The sequence below is a fragment of the Rhodanobacter sp. C05 genome, assembly GCF_002001165.1.
Classification (GTDB): domain Bacteria; phylum Pseudomonadota; class Gammaproteobacteria; order Xanthomonadales; family Rhodanobacteraceae; genus Rhodanobacter.
The window spans coordinates 148,422-166,512 of sequence record NZ_MUNQ01000012.1 but is presented as its reverse complement, the minus strand read 5'-3'; the positions used below and the strand labels follow the sequence as shown (position 1 = coordinate 166,512).

Below are 18,091 nucleotides of genomic sequence, written 5' to 3'. Positions count from 1 at the left end.
CGCAGCGATCAAACACTGCGGCGCAGGTAACGATTTACTTGGCGGGCGCGCCATCGTTGCGCGGACCACGTCCACCATCACGGCCGCCGTCGCGACGCGGGGCGCCAGCGCCCTTCTTCGGGGCGGCGTCACGGCGCGGAGCCGGCTTGCGATCGATCTTGGCGACCGGGTTGCCTTCCTCGTCCAGCTCGACGAAGTCGTTGCCGTCGCCCTGGGCGGCAGCCGGTGCGGCAGCCTTGCCTTCGAGAATCGAGTCGGCGGCAGCGCGGGCGTACAGCTGGATCGCGCGGATCGCGTCGTCATTGCCCGGGATGGCGTAGTCGACCAGTTCCGGGTTGTAGTTGGTGTCGACCACGGCGATCACCGGGATGCCGAGCTTCTTGGCTTCCTGCACGGCGATGTCTTCGTGGCCGATGTCGATCACGAACAGCGCGTCGGGCAGACGGTTCATGTCCTTGATGCCGCCCAGCGAAGCCTGCAGCTTGTCGCGCTCGCGGCGACGGGCCAGCACTTCGTGCTTGACCAGCTTCTCGAAGCTGCCATCGGTCTCGGCCGCTTCCAGTTCCTTCAGGCGCGACACGGACTGCTTGACGGTGCGGAAGTTGGTCAGCATGCCGCCGAGCCAGCGCGAGGTGACGAACGGCATGCCGGCGCGTGCAGCCTCTTCAGCCAACGGCTCACGGGCGGAGCGCTTGGTGCCGACGAACAGCACGGTGCCGCGCTTCTGCGCCAGGCCCGACAGGAAATTCATCGCATCGGTGAACAGCGGCAGGGTCTTTTCGAGATTGATGATGTGGATCTTGCCGCGCGCACCGAAGATGTACGGAGCCATCTTGGGGTTCCAGTAACGGGTCTGGTGACCGAAATGGACGCCGGCTTCGAGCATTTGACGCATGGTGACTTGTGCCATGGGTGTAACTCCTTGCATGGGCCTTTGAAAGGCCTGGGGGTTGGGACCTCCACGCATCCCCGGCTTCGACCGCGACTTGCCCGGTTCAATGGTGGGCAGGCCGCGGCACCCCGAAGGCGGTGCCGATACGTGTGTGGCGTTGGTTGGGTGTTGTACCGCGGGGCGGTTACAATCCCGGTTCGCTTTGCGCTGCAACGATCGTCAAAACGGTCGTGTCAGGTCAGCAAAACTCCCAAATTATAGCCGGTACGCCGGCGAGGCGGCAAGTTGCAGGCGAATTCGATGTTGAACAACCGCACTGACGCCGCTATTTAGGCGAAATCATGGCCATTACCCTCAAAACTCCCGAAGACCTCGAAGGCATGCGTGTTGCCGGCAAGCTGGCGGCCGAAGTGCTGGCGATGCTGAAGGAACACGTGAAGCCCGGTGTCACCACCGAAGAGCTGGACCGGCTCGCCTACGAGCACATCGTCAACGTGCAGAAGGCGATTCCGGCCAATGTCGGCTACCACGGCTTTCCGAAGACCCTGTGCACCTCGGTCAACCATGTGATCTGCCATGGCATCCCGAACGAAGGGAAGGTGCTCAAGGATGGCGACATTGTCAACCTCGACGTCACCGTGATCAAGGACGGCTGGCATGGCGACACCAGCCGCATGTACATCGCCGGCACGCCGTCGGTGCTGGCCAAGCGGCTGGTCGATACCACGTTCGAAGCGATGATGTGCGGCATCCGCGCTGTGCGCCCCGGCGCCACGCTGGGTGACGTCGGTCATGCGATCCAGCAGCATGCCGAGGCGGCCGGTTTCAGTGTGGTCAGGGAGTACTGCGGCCACGGTATCGGCAAGGTCTATCACGACGAGCCGCAGGTGCTGCATTACGGCAAGCCCGGCACCGGGGTGGAATTGAAGAAGGGCATGACCTTCACCATCGAACCGATGATCAACGCCGGCAAGCCGCAGACCAAGCAGCTGCCGGACGGCTGGACCGTGGTGACCAAGGATCATTCATTGTCGGCGCAGTGGGAACACACCATTGCGGTGACCGACGATGGTTTCGAGATACTCACGGCGTGGCCGGACGCCTGATCGGCTGATCTGGAAGGAAGCGGGAAACCCATGAACTACCTTTTTCTCGCTTCCCTGCTGGTGATATTTCTCGTCATCCTGTGGCTTCCTGCATGCTCAGTTGCGATCTGGCTGAAAGGCCTGCGCGTTCCGAAGCCGTTTTCCGGATTGTGGGTTGTCTGGCCGGCGCAATTGGTTATTGCTGCTGGCTTGATATTTCTTTCTGATTTCATGGGACTGCACAATCCTGCCGGTTACTCTCTGGCCATTGCGGTAGGGACAAGTATCGTTGGAGCTAGCGTCTTGTGGCGGTGGCAACGTCCTGCCCTTTGAGCTGATGCGATTCATCTGCGCTGGAATTCGTGATCATAGAAACCCCTCGCTCCAGCATGCCACCGCTGCCGCGCCTGCCTGTGGCGGTGCCGCGCTCGGGTGTGTCCGCCGAGGCGCGTCGTGCGCTGAGGCAATTGCTGGGCGACGTCGACCGGGCGCTGGCTACGGCATTCAGGGACGGCGCTGACGCCAGTGCGCTCGCACGGCGGCGCGGCGAGTCGGTCGAGCGGGTGGTGGCGCACGTGTGGATGGCCTGTCTCGGCGAGGTCAGCGGGACGGCGCTGTTCGCAGTGGGTGGTTTTGGTCGCGGTCTGTTGTTTCCGTATTCGGATGTGGATCTGCTGGCGCTGGTGGAAACACCCGAGCCGGCGCGACTGCGCGCACTGGAGCAGTTCTTTGCCACGCTGTGGGATGTCGGCCTGAAGGTCGGTCATGCCGTGCGCAATCCTGTCCAATGCAGCGTGCTGGCAGCGCGGGACGCCAGCGTCTTCACCAGTTTGCTGGATGCGCGGCGGCTGGCCGGTGATTCGGCGCTGGATGCCGGGCTGCGTGCCATCGTCGATGATCCGGCGCTATGGCCGCCGCGCGAGTATCTGGCCGCGCGGCTGGCTGAGCGTGATGCACGGCACGCCCGTTACGACGACACTGCCTACAACCTTGAGCCGAACCTGAAGGACGGGCCGGGTGGCCTGCGTACGCTCGATTCGCTGCGCTGGCTCGGGCGGCGATTGGCGCATGCGGACGATCTGCCGGGGATGGTGGTCGAGGGTCTGCTCGATCCGGCCGAGCAGGCGGCACTGGAACAATCCGAGCTCACGCTGCGCCGCTATCGCTATGCCTTGCATCTGGAAGCCGGCCGCCCCGAGGAGCGGTTGCTGTTCGACTATCAGCGGGCACTCGCTGCCCGGCTGGGTTTCGAGGACGAGCACGAGAAGAACCTCGGCGTGGAGCAGTTCATGCAGGGCTATTACCGTGCGGCCAGCCAGGTCGAGCGGCTCGGTGTGCAGGTGGCCGAACGTTTCGAGGAAATGCTAGAGCCCCCGGGCGAGGCCGAACCGGTTGGCGCCGACTTCGTGCGCTACGGCAAGCGGCTGGCGGCGCGTGACCCGCAGCTGTTCATGCGACGGCGCGCTGCGCTAGTGGAGATTTTCATCGCGCGGCTGGATCAGCCGGATGTGGTCGGCTTCAGTGCCGACACCATGCGACGCATCCACCAGGCCACCGCCGTGCATGGTGACGCGCTGGCGGATGACCGCGAGGTGCTGGCGGCGTTCCGGCAACTGTTACATCGCGGGGCGCCGGCGGTGGAGGCATTGTGGAGGATGAACCGGCACGGTCTGCTGGCGGCGATCCTGCCGGCCTTCGGCAAGGTATTCGGCCGCATGCAGTACGACCTCTTCCATGTCTACACGGTCGACGAACACACCTTGCGCGTGTTGCGCAACATGGCGCGGTTTGCCGACCCGGCGGCACAGCGCGAGTTTCCGCTGGGTTGCGAAATCTGGTCCGGACTGCCGACGCCGGAGGTGCTGCTGCTGGCGGCGCTGTTCCATGACATCGCCAAGGGTCGCGGTGGTGATCACTCGGTGCTGGGCGAGGAGGAGGCGCGTGATTTCTGCACACGGCTGGGTTTGCCGCCCGGCGATGTCGAGCGCGTCGCATGGCTGGTGCGCTGGCATCTCCTGATGAGCACCACCGCACAGCGCCAGGACATCACCGATCCGGACGTGGTGCACCGGTTTGCCGAACAGGTCGGCAGCCGCGAGCGGCTGGGCCAGCTGTACCTGCTGACGATTGCCGACATCATCGGCACCAGTCCGCGATTGTGGAACGGCTGGAAGGATCGGTTGCTGTCCGACCTGTGCATCGCCACCCGTTATGCCTTGCGCAGTGATGTGGAGTTGCCGCGTGACATCGGTGTGCGCGTGCACGAATGCTCCGAATATGCGCTGGCGCTGTTGATGAACGAGAGGTACGCCGAGGCCGATGTCGTGCGGGTCTGGGTGGACTTCCCGCAACTCAGCTTCCTGCGCCATCGGCCCGAACAGATTGCCTGGCAGACCGCCGCGATCCTGCGCGCGCAAGGTGCGGTGCCGCTGGTTGCCGTGCATCCGTTGTCGGTACGCGGCAGCACCGAGCTGTTTGTCTATACCCCCGATCGCGACGGCCTGTTCGCCACCGTCACCGCCGTGCTGGATCGCCTGCGCTTCTCGGTGATGGAGTCGCGCATCCTCAGCTCACCGACCGGCATGGCACTGGATACGTTCCTGCTGCTGGATGCGGACAGCCAGCAGCCGGTCAGTGCGGCCCGCGCGGAAGAACTGCAGCAGCGGTTGCAACGGGCGTTGACGCAATCCAGTGGCGTGCAACCGAGCAAACGCGGCATGTCGCGCCATCAGAAACATTTCCAGATGACCCCGCAAATCAGTTTCCATGCGGCGGGCGACCGCACCCAGCTGGCCCTGATCGGCGCCGATCGTCCCGGCCTGCTGGCTGCCGTGGCGCAGGTCATGTTGCACGCCGAAGTGCGCGTGCACGACGCGCGCATCGCAACGTTCGGCGAGCGCGTGGAGGATTTCTTCCAGCTGACAGATCGCCACAATGCGCCGCTCGGCGCTGCGCAACAGGAGCGGTTGCTGCATGCGCTGCTGGAGCGGATCGGTGTGACCAGGGACTGAGTGCCGCAGTGCGGCGTGAGCCGGCAGCCCCGCGCTATCATCGTGATCGCTGCGCACTGCAGTGCCTGCTGGTATCCCGTCGTGGCCTATCTGTTGATCAAGTCGTTGCACCTGCTGTTCGCCATCGCCTGGATGGCCACGGTGTTCTATCTGCCGCGGATCCTGGTGAATCTGGCCGAGTCGGCCAATGAACCTGCCGTGCAGGCGCGGCTGCAGCTGATGGGACGGCGCCTGTACAAGTTCGGCCACAACATGTTCGGCATTGCGTTCGTGTTCGGGCTGACCCTCTGGCAGGGCTGGCGCGTGTTTCCGCAGGCGTTGCAGAATGTCACTGCCTCGATGCACTGGATCGATGCCAAGCTGACCTTGGTGGCGTTGCTGCTTGCGTATTTCATATGGGCCGGACGCATGCTCAAGCGCAGCGAGAAGGGTGCTGCGCTGCCCTCGTCACGTACCTTGCGCTGGTTCAACGAATTGCCTGTGCTGCTCTTGCTCGGGGTGATCTACCTGGTGATCGCCAAGCCATTCTGAGGCTTGCCTCAGCGGCGCCATCAATCCGTGGCGTGGTACTCGCGATACCACGCGACAAACTTCTCGACGCCTTGTTCGATGCTGGTATTCGGCGCATAGCCGACATCCCGGCGCAGCGCGGATACGTCGGCCCAGGTATCGGGTACGTCACCCGGTTGCATCGGCAGCAGGCGCTTTTCGACGGTGCGGCCGAGATGCTGTTCGAGCAGCTCGATGAAGCGCAGCAACTGTACCGGCTGGTCGTTGCCGATGTTGTAGACGCGATACGGGGCGTTCGACGTACCGGGGTTCGGTAGCTCGGCGTTGTAGCCGGGGTCTGGTTCGGCCGGGTGATCGAGTGCGTGAATCACACCTTCGACGATGTCGTCGACATAGGTGAAATCGCGGCTGTGGTTGCCATGATTGAACACGTCGATCGGTTCGCCGCGGCTGATCCGGTCGGCAAACAGGATCGGCGACATGTCCGGTCGCCCCCACGGCCCGTATACGGTGAAAAAGCGCAGGCCGGTGGTGGGCAGGCCGTACAGATGGCTATAGGCATGCGCCATCAACTCGTTCGCCTTCTTGCTGGCGGCGTACAGGCTGACCGGGTGATCGACCGCATCCTCCACTGCGAACGGCAGCTTGCGGTTGGCGCCGTAGACCGAGCTGGACGAGGCATAGACCAGATGCTCGACGCCACCATGCCGGCAGACCTCGAGGATGTTGATGAAGCCGACCAGGTTGCTCTGCACATAGGCGCGCGGATTCCGCAACGAATAGCGCACGCCGGCCTGTGCAGCAAGATTCACCACCCGCTGCGGCTTGAATGTGGCGAACGCGTGATCCAACGCGGCAGCGTCGGCGAGGTCGGCGCGCTGATGGGTGTAGTTCGAGTGATCAGCGAAACGCGCCAGCCGTGCTTCCTTCAGCGCCGGATCGTAGTAGTCGTTGTGGTTGTCGTAGCCGTAAACCACATCGCCGCGTGCCAGCAGGCGTTGCGCCAGGGCGGCGCCGATGAAGCCGGCGGTGCCGGTAACCAGAATGCGCATGGACGATCCTCGGGATGACCCGTTCATTCTATCGCTGAAGGCCTATCCGCATGGCCGTATTGGCGAGGATTGACAGGCAATTTGAGCTAAACTAGCGTTTCAACATTATCCATAAGACCTAAGGTGGCCCGCGCTTCGCCGGCCGAGTGTGCGACATGGCAACTACAAGCTGCTCCCGCTGATACCTACGACGCCTTGTGCTTTTATTCGAAGAAGGGCGGATGCCCTTTTTTGCTTTTCAGAGAATGGTTCCCATGATTGAGATCACGCTACCCGACGGCAGCAAGCGGCCGTTCGATCACCCCGTTACCGTGCAAGACGTGGCCGCCTCGATTGGCGCCGGTCTGGCCAAGGCGACTTTGGCCGGCAAGGTCGACGGCCAGCTGGTGGATGCCAGTTTCCCGATCGAGCACGACGCCAGCCTGCAGATCGTCACCGACAAGAGTCCCGAGGCGCTGGAAATCCTGCGTCACTCCACCGCGCATCTGATGGGGCAGGCCGTGCAGCGCCTGTACCCCGGTGCGCAGGTCACGATTGGCCCGGTGATCGACAACGGCTTTTTCTACGACTTTGCCTACGAGCGTCCGTTCACGCCCGACGATCTGCCGAAGATCGAGGCGGAGATGGAAAAGATCGTCGCCGAACAGCTGCCGGTGACGCGCAGCGTGAAGTCGCGCGACGAGGCAGTGACGTTCTTCCGCGGCATGGGCGAGAACTACAAGGCCGAGATCATCGAGTCGATTCCGTCCGACGAGCCGCTGTCGCTGTATTCGCAGGGCGAATTCACCGATCTTTGCCGCGGTCCGCACGTGCCGAACACCGGCAGGCTGCGCGCGTTCAAGCTGATGAAGGTGGCTGGTGCATATTGGCGCGGCGATTCCAACAACGCGATGCTGACCCGTATCTACGGCACGGCATGGTTGAACGACAAGGACCTGAAGGCTTACCTGCTTCAGCTGGAAGAAGCCGAGAAGCGTGACCATCGCAAGATCGGCAAGCAGCTCGACCTGTTCCACCAGCAGGAGGAAAGCCCGGGCATGGTGTTCTGGCACCCGAACGGCTGGGCGATCTGGCAGGCCGTGGAGCAGTACATGCGCGGCGTATACAAGCGCAGCGGCTACCAGGAAGTACGTTGCCCGATGGTGCTGGACGTGTCGCTGTGGAAGAAGTCCGGGCACTGGGACAATTATGCCGAAAACATGTTCTTCACCGAGTCGGAGAAGCACACCTATGCGCTGAAGCCGATGAACTGTCCCGGTCATGTGCAGGTGTTCAACACCGGTCTGCACAGCTATCGCGAGCTGCCGATCCGCTACGGCGAATTCGGTGGTTGCCACCGCAACGAGCCGTCCGGTGCGCTGCACGGCATCATGCGCGTGCGTGCGTTCACCCAGGACGATGGCCACATCTTCTGCACGCCCGAGCAGGTCGAGGCGGAAGTCACCGCATTCCATCTGCAGGCGATGAAGGTCTATGCCGACTTCGGCTTCACCGATCTGGCGATCAAGCTGGCGCTGCGGCCGGAGAAGCGCATCGGTTCCGACGAATTCTGGGATCGCACCGAGGAAATGCTGCGTCGCGCCCTGCGCGCGGCTGGTGTCGAGTGGGAGGAGTTGCCGGGTGAGGGGGCGTTCTACGCACCCAAGATCGAGTATCACCTCAAGGACTCGATCGGCCGCGCCTGGCAGGTCGGCACCATGCAGGTCGATTTCATGATGCCCGAGCGCCTGGGCGCCGAGTATGTGGATGAACACTCGCAGAAACAGCATCCGGTGATGCTGCACCGGGCGATCGTGGGCTCGATGGAGCGTTTCATCGGTATCCTGATCGAGCACCATGCCGGCCTCCTGCCGCCGTGGCTGGCCCCGATACAGGCAGTGGTGCTCAATATCACCGATGCGCAGAGCGATTACGTCAGTCAGGTGACGCAAACCCTTGTCGACAAAGGTTTCCGGGTACAATCGGATTTGCGCAACGAGAAAGTCGGCTATAAAATCCGCGAACATACGATGCAGAAAGTGCCTTATCTCCTCGTGGTCGGTGACCGCGAGAAAGAGACGGGTGCGGTTTCCGTGCGTACCCGCTCGGGCGAGGATCTGGGCAGCATGCCGCTGGCCGATTTCGTTGAGCGACTGGTGACCGAAACCCGGCGCTGAGCGCCGATCGGTCAGTTTCATTACTTCTTCTGGAGGATCGTGGTATCGCTACCACCGACAACAAGGGCAACCGTCGTAACCTGGAAATCCGTGTTCCGCGGGTTCGTGTGATTGGTGCCGAGGCAGAGCAGCTCGGTATCCTGACCCGTGACGAGGCACTGGCGCTGGCGCAGGAAGCCGGCATGGATCTGGTCGAGATCCAGCCGAACGGTGACCCGCCGGTCTGCCGCATCATGGATTACGGCAAGTTCAAGTTCGAAGCCCAGAAGAAGGCGCAGGCCGCCAAGAAGAAGCAGAAGCAGGTCGAGATCAAGGAAGTGAAGTTCCGTCCGGTCACGGACGTGGGCGACTACCAGATCAAGCTGCGCAACATGCTTCGCTTCCTTGAGGAAGGCGACAAGGTCAAGGTCACCATCCGCTTCCGCGGTCGCGAAATGTCGCACCAGGATCTGGGCCAGAATCTGGCCAAGAAGATCCAGGAAGACGTCGGCGAGAACGGCCAGATCGAGTCGTTCCCGCGGCTGGAAGGCCGCCAGATGGTCATGATGATCGGCCCCAAGAAGAAGCAGTAAAACGAACGGCGGCCCATGGGTCGCCGTTTTCATGCCGATTCCGCCACCGCTGGTATCCGGCGGGCTTAGTCCGTATAATCGCCGGTTCGACCCGCAGGAAGGGTCGTGAACCGATCGCGGCAGGACGGAAAGAGTGGTCCAGACTCAGTCGAGGATGGGATCACCGCCAGATCAGTCAGAAACCGGGGTCGCCTTATGACAGGCGCACTCCATACATGGAGCATTACCATGCCCAAGATCAAGACCAACCGGGCGGCGGCGAAGCGTTTTCGCAAGACCGCGTCGGGCAAAATCAAGTGCGGCCACGCCTTCAAGTCACACATCCTGACCAAGAAGTCGACCAAGCGTAAGCGCGGTCTGCGTGCGCCGAATCATCTGAAGGCGTGCGACACCAAGGGTGTAGCGCGCATGTTGCCGTACTTGTAAGACGAGGAGATAAACCATGGCTCGTGTAAAGCGTGGCGTTACCGCCCGTCGTCGTCACAAGAAAGTTATCGGTCGTGCCAAGGGCTATTACAACGCCCGTCGCAAGGTCTTCCGCGTTGCCAACCAGGCCGTCATCAAGGCTGGTCAGTACGCCTACATCGGCCGCAAGCAGCGCAAGCGTCAGTTCCGCGCCCTGTGGATCGTCCGTATCAATGCTGCTGCGCGCATGTTCGGCCTGTCCTACAGCCGCCTGATCAATGGCCTGAGCAAGGCCGGGATCACGGTCGACCGCAAGGTGCTGGCTGATATCGCCGTGCACGACATCAAGGCGTTTGGCGTGATCGCAGAGAAGGCGAAGGCCAGTCTGGCCGCTTGATCGGCTGGCGCCTCGGCGCTGACGATATGATGTGAATCAAGCGGGGAGGAGGCCAACGTCTCCTCCCCGTTTTTGTTTCTGTGAATCGCTAACCGGAATCGCATCGATGGACGATCTGGACAGCCGCGCCGCGCAGGCGCTGGCCGATATCGACAAGGCCGATACGCTGGACGCACTCGATGCGTTGCGCGTCGGTCTGCTGGGCAAGAGCGGCATTGTCACTGCCGCGCTGAAAGCGCTCGGTGCGCTGGCGCCGGACGAGCGCAAGGCGCGCGGTGCCGAGGTCAATCGCGTCAAGGACCGCCTCGCCGATGCACTGGCGGCGCGCAAGCAGACGCTGGAACAGGCTGAGCTGGATCATCGTCTTGCTTCCGAAAAGCTCGATATCAGCTTGCCGGGTCGCGATGGCGAGCGTGGTGGCATCCATCCGATCACGCGCGCGTTGGAGCGTATCTCGGCGATCTTCGCGCGGCTCGGTTACCAGCGCGCCGACGGTCCGGAGATCGAGGACGACTGGCACAACTTCGAGGCGCTGAATTTCCCGCCGCACCATCCGGCGCGCGCCATGCACGACACCTTCTATTTCGGTGACGGGCGCCTGTTGCGCACGCATACCTCGCCGGTGCAGATCCGCTCGATGAAAGGCCAGCAGCCGCCGATCCGCATCATCGCGCCGGGCAAGGTCTATCGCAGCGATTCGGATCAGACCCATTCGCCGATGTTCCACCAGATCGAGGGCCTGCTGGTCGACGAGACCTCCAGCTTTGCCGATCTCAAGGGCACGCTGGCCGAGTTCATTCGCGCGTTCTTCGAGCGTGATTTCGAAATGCGTTTCCGTCCCAGCTACTTCCCCTTTACCGAACCGTCGGCCGAGGTGGATATCCGCTGGACCGAGCCTGATCAGAGCGGCTCAGATGGTTCGACGCGCTGGCTGGAAGTGCTGGGCTGCGGCATGGTGCATCCGAACGTGCTGGCGAACTGCGGCATCGATCCGGAGCGCTATACCGGCTTCGCCTTCGGCCTGGGCGTGGAGCGCTTTGCGATGTTGCGTTACGGCGTCTCCGATCTGCGCGCGTTCTTCGAGAACGATCTGCGCTTCTTGAAGCAATTCGCCTGATTCTTCGTATATAGATCGCCGGCAGGAAACGACACGATGAAATTCTCCGAGAACTGGCTGCGCGAGCTGGTCGAGATCAGGGCCGATCGCGCCGCACTGGCCCATGCGCTGACCATGGCCGGGCTGGAAGTGGAAGAACTGACCGTGCTGGGTGAAGGCCTGGCCGGCGTTGTAGTGGCCGAAATCGTCGCCACCGCAAAGCATCCCGAAGCCGATCGCCTGCAGGTGTGCAAGGTGGAGGCGGGGCAGGGCGAGTTGCTGCAGATCGTCTGCGGCGCGCCGAATGCGCGCGTGGGCATCAAGGTGCCGTTGGCTACGGTGGGTGCCAGCCTACCGGGTGGTATTGCAATCAAGGCCGCCAAGCTGCGGGGTGTCGAGTCCTTCGGCATGCTGTGCTCGGCCAAAGAGCTGGGCATCGATGCCGATGCCTCCGGTTTGCTCGAATTGCCGCTGGATGCGCCGGTAGGCCAGCCTCTGGCCGATTACCTGTGCCTGCCTGACGCCAGCATCGAACTGAAGCTCACGCCGAATCGTCCCGATTGTCTGGGGCTGGTGGGGCTGGCGCACGATGTAGCTGCGCTGTTCGGCAGTGCGGTGAAGGTGCCTGCGCAGACGGCTGCTCCGGTGACGGGCGACGCAAAGCGCGGCATTCGGCTGCAGGCGGGCAAGGACGCGCCGCGCTACCTCGGCCGTATTGTCGAAGGCATTGATCCTGCCGCGCGGACCCCGCTATGGCTGGCCGAACGTCTGCGTCGTTCCGGCCTGCGCCCGATCAGTGCAGTGGTCGACGTCACGAACTACGTGATGCTGGAACTGGGCCAGCCGCTCCACGCGTTCGACAACGACACGCTGCAGGGCGACATCGTGGTGCGCCACGCGCGTGCGGGCGAGACGCTGAAGTTGCTTGATGGCAGCGAGGCAAAGCTTGACGAAGGCTTTGTGCTGATCGCCGACGAACACAAGGCGCTGGCCGTGGCTGGCGTGATGGGCGGTTTCGATTCGCGCGTCACCGACACCACCCGCAACATCTTCCTGGAATCCGCGCATTTCGCGCCGGCGGCGATCATGGGCCGTGCGCGCAAACTCGGCATGCACACCGATGCCTCGCACCGCTTCGAGCGTGGCGTCGATCCGGAGCTGCCGCGGCGCGCACTGGAACGCGCCACCGAACTGCTGCTGGCGATTGCCGGTGGCAACGCCGGACCGGTACTGGTCGCGGAGCATCTTGCCGACTTGCCGAAGCCGGTCGCCGTGATGCTGCGTCGTGCGCGCCTGAAGCGCGTGCTGGGTGTGGACGTGGCCGATGCCGAGGTCGCGCGCATCTTCACTGCACTGGGCATGCAGGTTGAATCCAGGGCGGATGGATGGCAGATCACCGCGCCCAGCAGCCGCTTCGACATCGAACGCGAAGAAGACCTGGTCGAAGAGGTCGCGCGCATCTTCGGCTACGACAACATCCCCACGCTCACGCCCGCTGGCGCGCTGAAGCTGGCGATCGAGCCGGAAGCGCGCATCAACGAATTGGCGCTGCGTGAGCAACTGGCCGCACGCGGTTACTACGAGGCAGTGAACCTGTCCTTTGTCGCCGCCGAGCTGCTGACGCGCTGGGGTTTCACCGATCGGCTGGTGCCACTGGCGAATCCATTGTCGGCCGACCTGGCCGTGATGCGTCCGTCACTGCTGCCAGGCCTGATCGAAGCGTTGCGGCATAACCGTGCGCGCCAGCAGGAACGGGTGCGGTTGTTCGAAGTGGCGCGGGTATTCGGGGCGGGCGATCCGCCCGTCGAATCACCGAGCCTCGCGATCGTTGCCTGCGGCAGCGTGCGTGCCGAGCAATGGGGCGAAGCGTCGCGCCCACTGGACTTCCATGATCTCAAGGGCGATCTCGATGCGCTGATTGCCTGGGGTGGCGAGCCGCAGCGCTGGTCGGTGCATGCAGACGGCCTGCCGGCATGGCTGCATCCAGGGCGTGGAGCTCGCGTGGCGCGTGATGGGGAAACGGTCGGTTATCTCGGCGCATTGCACCCGCAGCTGGCCAAGGCACTGGATCTGGGCGCTGATGTGCACGTGCTGGAGCTGGCGCTGGAGCCGCTGCTGGCCCGTCGCCTGCCGAAGGCACAGCCGGTTCCGCGATTTCCTGCGGTACGCCGGGACATCGCGGTGGACCTGCCGGAAGAGATCAGCTGGTCACAGATTGAGCAAACTGTTCGCGGCAGTCTGGGTGAGCGGCTCAAAGAACTCCGACTGTTCGACCGTTACAGTGGCAAAGGGGTCGAATCGGGCCGAAAAAGTCTCGCTATGGGCTTGATTTTACAGGACGCTTCACGCACCCTTACTGACGACGACGCGGACCGTTGCGTACGAGAAGCGATAGTTGCGTTGGAGCAATCATGCAAGGCAAAGCTGCGAGGATGAGATGGCGCTGACCAAGGCGGAAATGGCCGAGCGGCTTTTCCTCGATGTAGGCCTCAACAAGCGTGAGGCGAAGGAATTCGTGGACGCCTATTTCGAGGTGGTCCGCGGGGCGCTGGAAGACGGCGAACAGGTGAAGTTGTCCGGTTTCGGCAATTTCGATCTGCGGCTGAAGAACCAGCGGCCGGGGCGCAATCCGAAAACCGGCGAGGAGATTCCGATCTCCGCGCGACGCGTGGTGACGTTCCGACCAGGACAGAAACTCAAGGTAAGAGTCGAGGGCTATGCTGGACCAAGGGAATAACACCGAACTGCCCGCCATTCCGGCCAAGCGCTACTTCACCATTGGTGAGGTTGGCGAGCTTTGCGGTGTGAAGCCCCACGTGTTGCGCTACTGGGAACAGGAATTTCCTGCACTCAACCCGGTCAAGCGTCGCGGCAACCGTCGCTATTACCAGCGCCACGACGTGTTGATGATCCGTCAGATCCGTTCGCTGCTGTACGACGAAGGCTTCACCATCACCGGCGCCCGCGCCAGGCTGGAAGGTCCGCAGGCGCGGATGGAAGCGAGCATGTCGCATCAGATCGTGCGCCAGGTGCGGATGGAACTGGAAGAAGTGCTGACGCTGCTGCGTCGCTGATTGCGCATGTCCGTCGATGGCTTCCGGCATGCCCCGGTGAGCTGTTAGACTACTCGTCTTGCCGAACAGTCGGGGCGTAGCGCAGCCTGGTAGCGCATCTGCCTGGGGGGCAGAGGGTCGTCGGTTCAAATCCGGCCGCCCCGACCAATTCGCAAGGATCACGTGACGGCGCCTGAGGGCGCCGTTGTCGTTTGTGCGCACGCGACGCTGCCGGCTACGGCGCGCTAGGCTGTCTCCGGATTCCCACCCGGAGGTGTTGCGTATGCCGTCGAACTGCTGTCACCCGGATGCACCCCACATCAAGTTGAAGGCGCCCGACTGGTATGTGTCGGCGTTGATGCTGGATCGTGCGTTGGACGCGATCCTGCGCCGCGTGAAGAACCTGGACCGCGACCACGACATTCCCTACCTTGCCGGCTACAGCCAGGACGGCAAGACGATCTACATCGACCGTCACCTTCCGAAGAGTTTCATCTTTCGTGGCCGTACCATCGAGGTGGATCGTTTCCTGATCCTGCATGAGGAAGTGGAGAAGACGCTGATCGATCAACTCGGCCTGCATTATCTGCATGCCCACCAGATTGCCACCCGGGCCGAAGAGGCGGCAGTGAATGCCGAGCGCATCACCTGGAAGGCGTACGACCGCTTCATGCAGAAATACGTGAAGTCGATCGGTGACGAGCGATTGAGCAAGGTGCCGGCGGATCTCGATCTCAAGCCATATCGCGACTATCACGACTACGAGCTGATGGAGCGGATGGCGAAGCACATCGATCGCGCACCAGGTACCAGTGCGAAGCTGCGCGACGAGATGAAAGCCTATGCTGCGGCATTTCGCGAGGAGCATCGTGCGGAGCAGCGTCGTGCGTCCGGCAAACCAGCCACCAGGAGCAAGGTGAATGCCACCAAAGGGAATGGTGACAGTCCTGCACCTGCAATAGCGAAGACGCCAGTGAAGAAGCCGGTGGTCCGCAACAAAAATGCTGCCGCAGGGCGTGGCAAACCCGTCAGCTGACTATCTCTGAGTACGAATGGCCGGGTGGCGGCAGCCTGCGCATTCGCACGGGCTGCCGCCATGCCGATCAGTACAGTACGCGACTGCGCAACGTACCGGGAATCGCTGCCAGCTGTCCTTTCAGTGCGTTCGCCTGCTGGGCGTCGGCACTCACGTCGATCACCACATAACCGACCTCGCTGTCGGTCTGCAGGAACTGTGCATCGATGTTGATGTTGCTGGCTGAAAACAGTTCGTTGATGCGTGACAGCGTGCCTGGCACGTTGCGGTGGATATGCAGCAGCCGGCGACTGTGCGGATGCTCGGGCAAGGTGACTTCGGGGAAGTTCACCGCCGACAGGGTCGAGCCGTTGTCGCTGTAGCGGATCAGCTTGCTGGCAACCTCGATGCCGATGTTGTCCTGCGCCTCCAGCGTGCTGCCGCCGATGTGCGGGGTGAGGATCACGTTGTCCATGCCGATCAGCGGCGAGACGAAGGCGTCGTCGTTGCCCTTGGGTTCAAGCGGGAAGACATCGACTGCGGCACCGGCCAGGTGGCCCTCGCGCAGTGCCGTGGCCAGCGCCTCGATATCCACCACGCTGCCGCGGGAGGCATTGATCAACATCGCACCAGCACGCATTTTCGCCAGTTGCTCGCGTCGGATCATCAGCTGCGTGGCAGGCGTTTCGGGTACGTGCAGAGTGACCACGTCGGCGCGTTCCAGCAACTCGTCCAGGCTCGAAACCGCACGCGCATTGCCCAGAGAAAGCTTGGCTTCGATGTCGTGGAAGATCACCCGCATGCCCAGGCTTTCGGCCAGCACACCGACCTGGGTGCCGATGTGGCCGTAACCGACGATGCCGAGCACCTTGTCGCGCGTCTCGAAACTGCCAGCAGCGGATTTGGTCCAGCCACCGCGATGGCACAGTGCGTTTTTCTGCGGGATGCCGCGCAAGAGCATGATCGCCTCGGCGATCACCAGTTCGGCCACGCTGCGGGTGTTGGAGTAGGGTGCATTGAACACCGGCACACCGAGCTTTCGTGCAGCGGTCAGGTCCACCTGGTTGGTGCCGATGCAGAAGCAACCCACGGCGATCAACCGCTTGGCCTGCGCCAGTACATCCTGGTTGAGCTGGGTGCGCGAACGGATGCCGACAATATGTGCGTCGGCAATGCGTGCCTTCAGCTCGGCCTCCGGCAGCGATTTCGCATGCACCTCAACCTGGCTGTAGCCGGCACGATGAAAACTTTCGACCGCGCTGGCACTGAGGCCCTCCAGCAGCAACACCTTGATGTCTTGGCGAGGGTAGGAGGTCTGCATGGATCGGCCTGGGTAGGAATGAATGCCTACTATGCCAGAGCCGAAGGGATTTGCGGCATTGCAACACTGGACGCGGCGCGATGCGGCTGGCAGGCTGTGCGGAGACTCTGGAGCCCTGCATGTCCGACGCCCGCCTTGCCGACCTTTCCCGCCGGTTGCCCGATCTGCGTCTGCTCATGGCGGCGGAGGATCTGGAGCATTTCGGTCGCGACTGGACCCGGCGCTGGACACCGGCACCGCTGGCGATCGCATTGCCGTCGAGCGTCGACGAGGTGCAGGTGATCGTGCGCTGGGCCAACGAGCATGCCGTAGCCATCGTACCCTCGGGCGGCCGCACCGGTTTGTCTGGCGGCGCAGTCGCCGCGAATGGCGAACTGGTGCTGAGCCTGGAACGGATGAACCGTGTGCTGGATTTCGATGCGGTGGATCGTACGCTGACCGTGCAATCGGGCATCATCCTGCAGCACGTGCATGACGTGGTGCGCAGTCACGCCTTGATCTATCCGGTTGATTTCGCCGCGCGCGGCTCATGCTCGATCGGCGGCAATATCGCTACCAATGCCGGCGGCATCCGGGTAATCCGTTATGGCAACACGCGCGAGTGGATTGCCGGATTGAAAGTGGTCACCGGCAACGGCGAGCTGCTTGAACTCAACCGCGGCCTGATCAAGAACTCCAGCGGCTACGACTTCCGCCAGCTGATGATCGGCTCGGAAGGCACGCTGGGCATCGTGGTGGAAGCGACGCTGAAACTCACCGACCCGCCGCCGCCGTCGCAGGTGATGCTGCTGGCGTTGCCGGACATGGATGCCCTGATGCAGGTGTTTGCGTTGTTCCGGGCGCGGCTGACGCTGCAGGCATTCGAATTCTTCACCGATCATGCATTGCATCACGTGCTGGCGCATGGCGCGCAGCGCGCCATCGACGGTGATTATCCGTATTACGTGGTGACCGAGTTCGATGCCGCCGACGAACGGGCGCAAGACGCCGCGCTGGCAGCATTCGAACACGCTCTCGAGCAGGGCTGGGTCAGCGATGGCGTGATCGCGCAAAGCGAAGCGCAGGCGACTGCGCTGTGGCGATTGCGCGAAGGCATTACCGAAAGCCTGGCGTCGCGCCGACCGTACAAGAATGACGTGTCGGTGCGAATCAGTGCCGTGCCGGCTTTTCTGCACGAGATGCAGGCACTCCTGGCGCGTGAGTACCCGCAGACCGAAGTGGTCTGGTTCGGCCATATCGGCGATGGCAATCTGCATATCAACGTGTTGCGGCCGGAAGAGCTGGCGGAAGAGGCGTTCATTGCGCAGTGCGAGCACGTCACCAAGTTGCTGGCAGCCACCCTGCAGCGACACGGCGGCAGCATCTCGGCCGAACATGGCATCGGGTTGGTCAAGCGGGCCTATCTGGAAAGTACCCGCAGTGTGGCGGAAATCGCCCTGATGCGGGGTGTGCGCAAGGTGTTTGACCCGAACGGCATCCTCAATCCGGGCAAGCTGTTTGCGGACGGCTGAGAGCCTGCAAACGAG

At 62.8% G+C, this 18,091-nt stretch carries 17 protein-coding genes and 1 tRNA gene; 15 read left to right on the top strand and 3 right to left on the bottom strand.

What is annotated here, in order from left to right; translation table 11 throughout:
- Positions 1 to 34: 34 nt before the first annotated feature.
- Positions 35 to 910, bottom strand: coding sequence for a 30S ribosomal protein S2 (gene rpsB / locus B0E51_RS12080; RefSeq protein WP_077445154.1), 876 nt, complete (start codon positions 908 to 910; stop codon positions 35 to 37).
- A gap of 323 nt (positions 911 to 1,233) precedes the next feature.
- On the opposite strand from rpsB, the gene map reads away from it, so the two are divergent.
- The 4 genes from map (at position 1,234) to B0E51_RS12065 (ending at position 5,519) form a co-directional block, all read left to right on the top strand.
- The gene (map, locus tag B0E51_RS12075) at positions 1,234 to 1,998 is read left to right on the top strand and encodes a type I methionyl aminopeptidase (RefSeq protein WP_077445153.1); all 765 of its coding nucleotides are present in this window, start codon (positions 1,234 to 1,236) and stop codon (positions 1,996 to 1,998) included.
- Positions 1,999 to 2,028: 30 nt separating this feature from the next.
- On the top strand, positions 2,029 to 2,310 hold the full coding sequence (locus B0E51_RS19270; RefSeq protein ID WP_143525908.1) for a hypothetical protein: 282 nt from the start codon (positions 2,029 to 2,031) through the stop codon (positions 2,308 to 2,310).
- Positions 2,311 to 2,366: 56 nt separating this feature from the next.
- Positions 2,367 to 4,988: a [protein-PII] uridylyltransferase gene (gene glnD, locus B0E51_RS12070; protein ID WP_077445152.1), complete on the top strand. Its 2,622-nt coding sequence runs from the start codon at positions 2,367 to 2,369 to the stop codon at positions 4,986 to 4,988.
- 81 nt (positions 4,989 to 5,069) lie between these two features.
- Positions 5,070 to 5,519 carry a CopD family protein gene (locus B0E51_RS12065; protein WP_077445268.1) on the top strand — a complete coding sequence of 150 codons (450 nt, stop codon included), beginning with the start codon at positions 5,070 to 5,072 and terminating at the stop codon, positions 5,517 to 5,519.
- A gap of 20 nt (positions 5,520 to 5,539) precedes the next feature.
- On the opposite strand, the gene B0E51_RS12060 is transcribed toward B0E51_RS12065, so the two are convergent.
- On the bottom strand, positions 5,540 to 6,550 hold the full coding sequence (locus B0E51_RS12060) for an NAD-dependent epimerase (protein ID WP_077445151.1): 1,011 nt from the start codon (positions 6,548 to 6,550) through the stop codon (positions 5,540 to 5,542).
- 254 nt (positions 6,551 to 6,804) lie between these two features.
- On the opposite strand from B0E51_RS12060, the gene thrS reads away from it, so the two are divergent.
- From thrS to B0E51_RS12010, 10 genes are all read left to right on the top strand, one after another.
- Entirely contained in the window at positions 6,805 to 8,706 is a 1,902-nt protein-coding gene (gene thrS / locus B0E51_RS12055) for a threonine--tRNA ligase (RefSeq protein ID WP_077445150.1), read from the top strand.
- Positions 8,707 to 8,735: 29 nt separating this feature from the next.
- Positions 8,736 to 9,278 (top strand): translation initiation factor IF-3, encoded by a 543-nt coding sequence (infC, locus tag B0E51_RS12050; RefSeq protein WP_083743671.1) that lies wholly within the window; start codon positions 8,736 to 8,738, stop codon positions 9,276 to 9,278.
- A 228-nt stretch (positions 9,279 to 9,506) separates the two neighbouring features.
- Positions 9,507 to 9,704: a 50S ribosomal protein L35 gene (gene rpmI, locus B0E51_RS12045; protein ID WP_077445148.1), complete on the top strand. Its 198-nt coding sequence runs from the start codon at positions 9,507 to 9,509 to the stop codon at positions 9,702 to 9,704.
- A gap of 16 nt (positions 9,705 to 9,720) precedes the next feature.
- Positions 9,721 to 10,080 (top strand): 50S ribosomal protein L20, encoded by a 360-nt coding sequence (rplT, locus tag B0E51_RS12040; RefSeq protein ID WP_077445147.1) that lies wholly within the window; start codon positions 9,721 to 9,723, stop codon positions 10,078 to 10,080.
- A 106-nt stretch (positions 10,081 to 10,186) separates the two neighbouring features.
- Positions 10,187 to 11,197 carry a phenylalanine--tRNA ligase subunit alpha gene (pheS, locus tag B0E51_RS12035; protein WP_077445146.1) on the top strand — a complete coding sequence of 337 codons (1,011 nt, stop codon included), beginning with the start codon at positions 10,187 to 10,189 and terminating at the stop codon, positions 11,195 to 11,197.
- Between the two features lie 36 nt (positions 11,198 to 11,233).
- Positions 11,234 to 13,612 carry a phenylalanine--tRNA ligase subunit beta gene (gene pheT / locus B0E51_RS12030; RefSeq protein ID WP_077445145.1) on the top strand — a complete coding sequence of 793 codons (2,379 nt, stop codon included), beginning with the start codon at positions 11,234 to 11,236 and terminating at the stop codon, positions 13,610 to 13,612.
- A 1-nt stretch (position 13,613) separates the two neighbouring features.
- Positions 13,614 to 13,913, top strand: a complete 300-nt coding sequence (gene ihfA / locus B0E51_RS12025; protein WP_077445144.1) for an integration host factor subunit alpha — start codon at positions 13,614 to 13,616, stop codon at positions 13,911 to 13,913.
- Positions 13,894 to 14,250: a MerR family transcriptional regulator gene (locus B0E51_RS12020; RefSeq protein ID WP_007804493.1), complete on the top strand. Its 357-nt coding sequence runs from the start codon at positions 13,894 to 13,896 to the stop codon at positions 14,248 to 14,250. Before ihfA ends, B0E51_RS12020 begins: the two co-directional genes overlap by 20 nt.
- 70 nt (positions 14,251 to 14,320) lie before the next feature.
- A tRNA-Pro gene (locus B0E51_RS12015) sits at positions 14,321 to 14,397 on the top strand.
- A gap of 115 nt (positions 14,398 to 14,512) precedes the next feature.
- Positions 14,513 to 15,265 (top strand): hypothetical protein, encoded by a 753-nt coding sequence (locus B0E51_RS12010; RefSeq protein ID WP_143525907.1) that lies wholly within the window; start codon positions 14,513 to 14,515, stop codon positions 15,263 to 15,265.
- A gap of 67 nt (positions 15,266 to 15,332) precedes the next feature.
- Here the strand turns inward: B0E51_RS12010 and serA are convergent, their stop codons facing one another.
- Positions 15,333 to 16,565: a phosphoglycerate dehydrogenase gene (gene serA, locus B0E51_RS12005; RefSeq protein WP_077445142.1), complete on the bottom strand. Its 1,233-nt coding sequence runs from the start codon at positions 16,563 to 16,565 to the stop codon at positions 15,333 to 15,335.
- 119 nt (positions 16,566 to 16,684) lie between these two features.
- Between serA and B0E51_RS12000 the strand changes: the two genes are divergently transcribed.
- Positions 16,685 to 18,076 carry an FAD-binding oxidoreductase gene (locus tag B0E51_RS12000; RefSeq protein ID WP_077445141.1) on the top strand — a complete coding sequence of 464 codons (1,392 nt, stop codon included), beginning with the start codon at positions 16,685 to 16,687 and terminating at the stop codon, positions 18,074 to 18,076.
- The last annotated feature ends 15 nt before the right edge of the window (positions 18,077 to 18,091 follow it).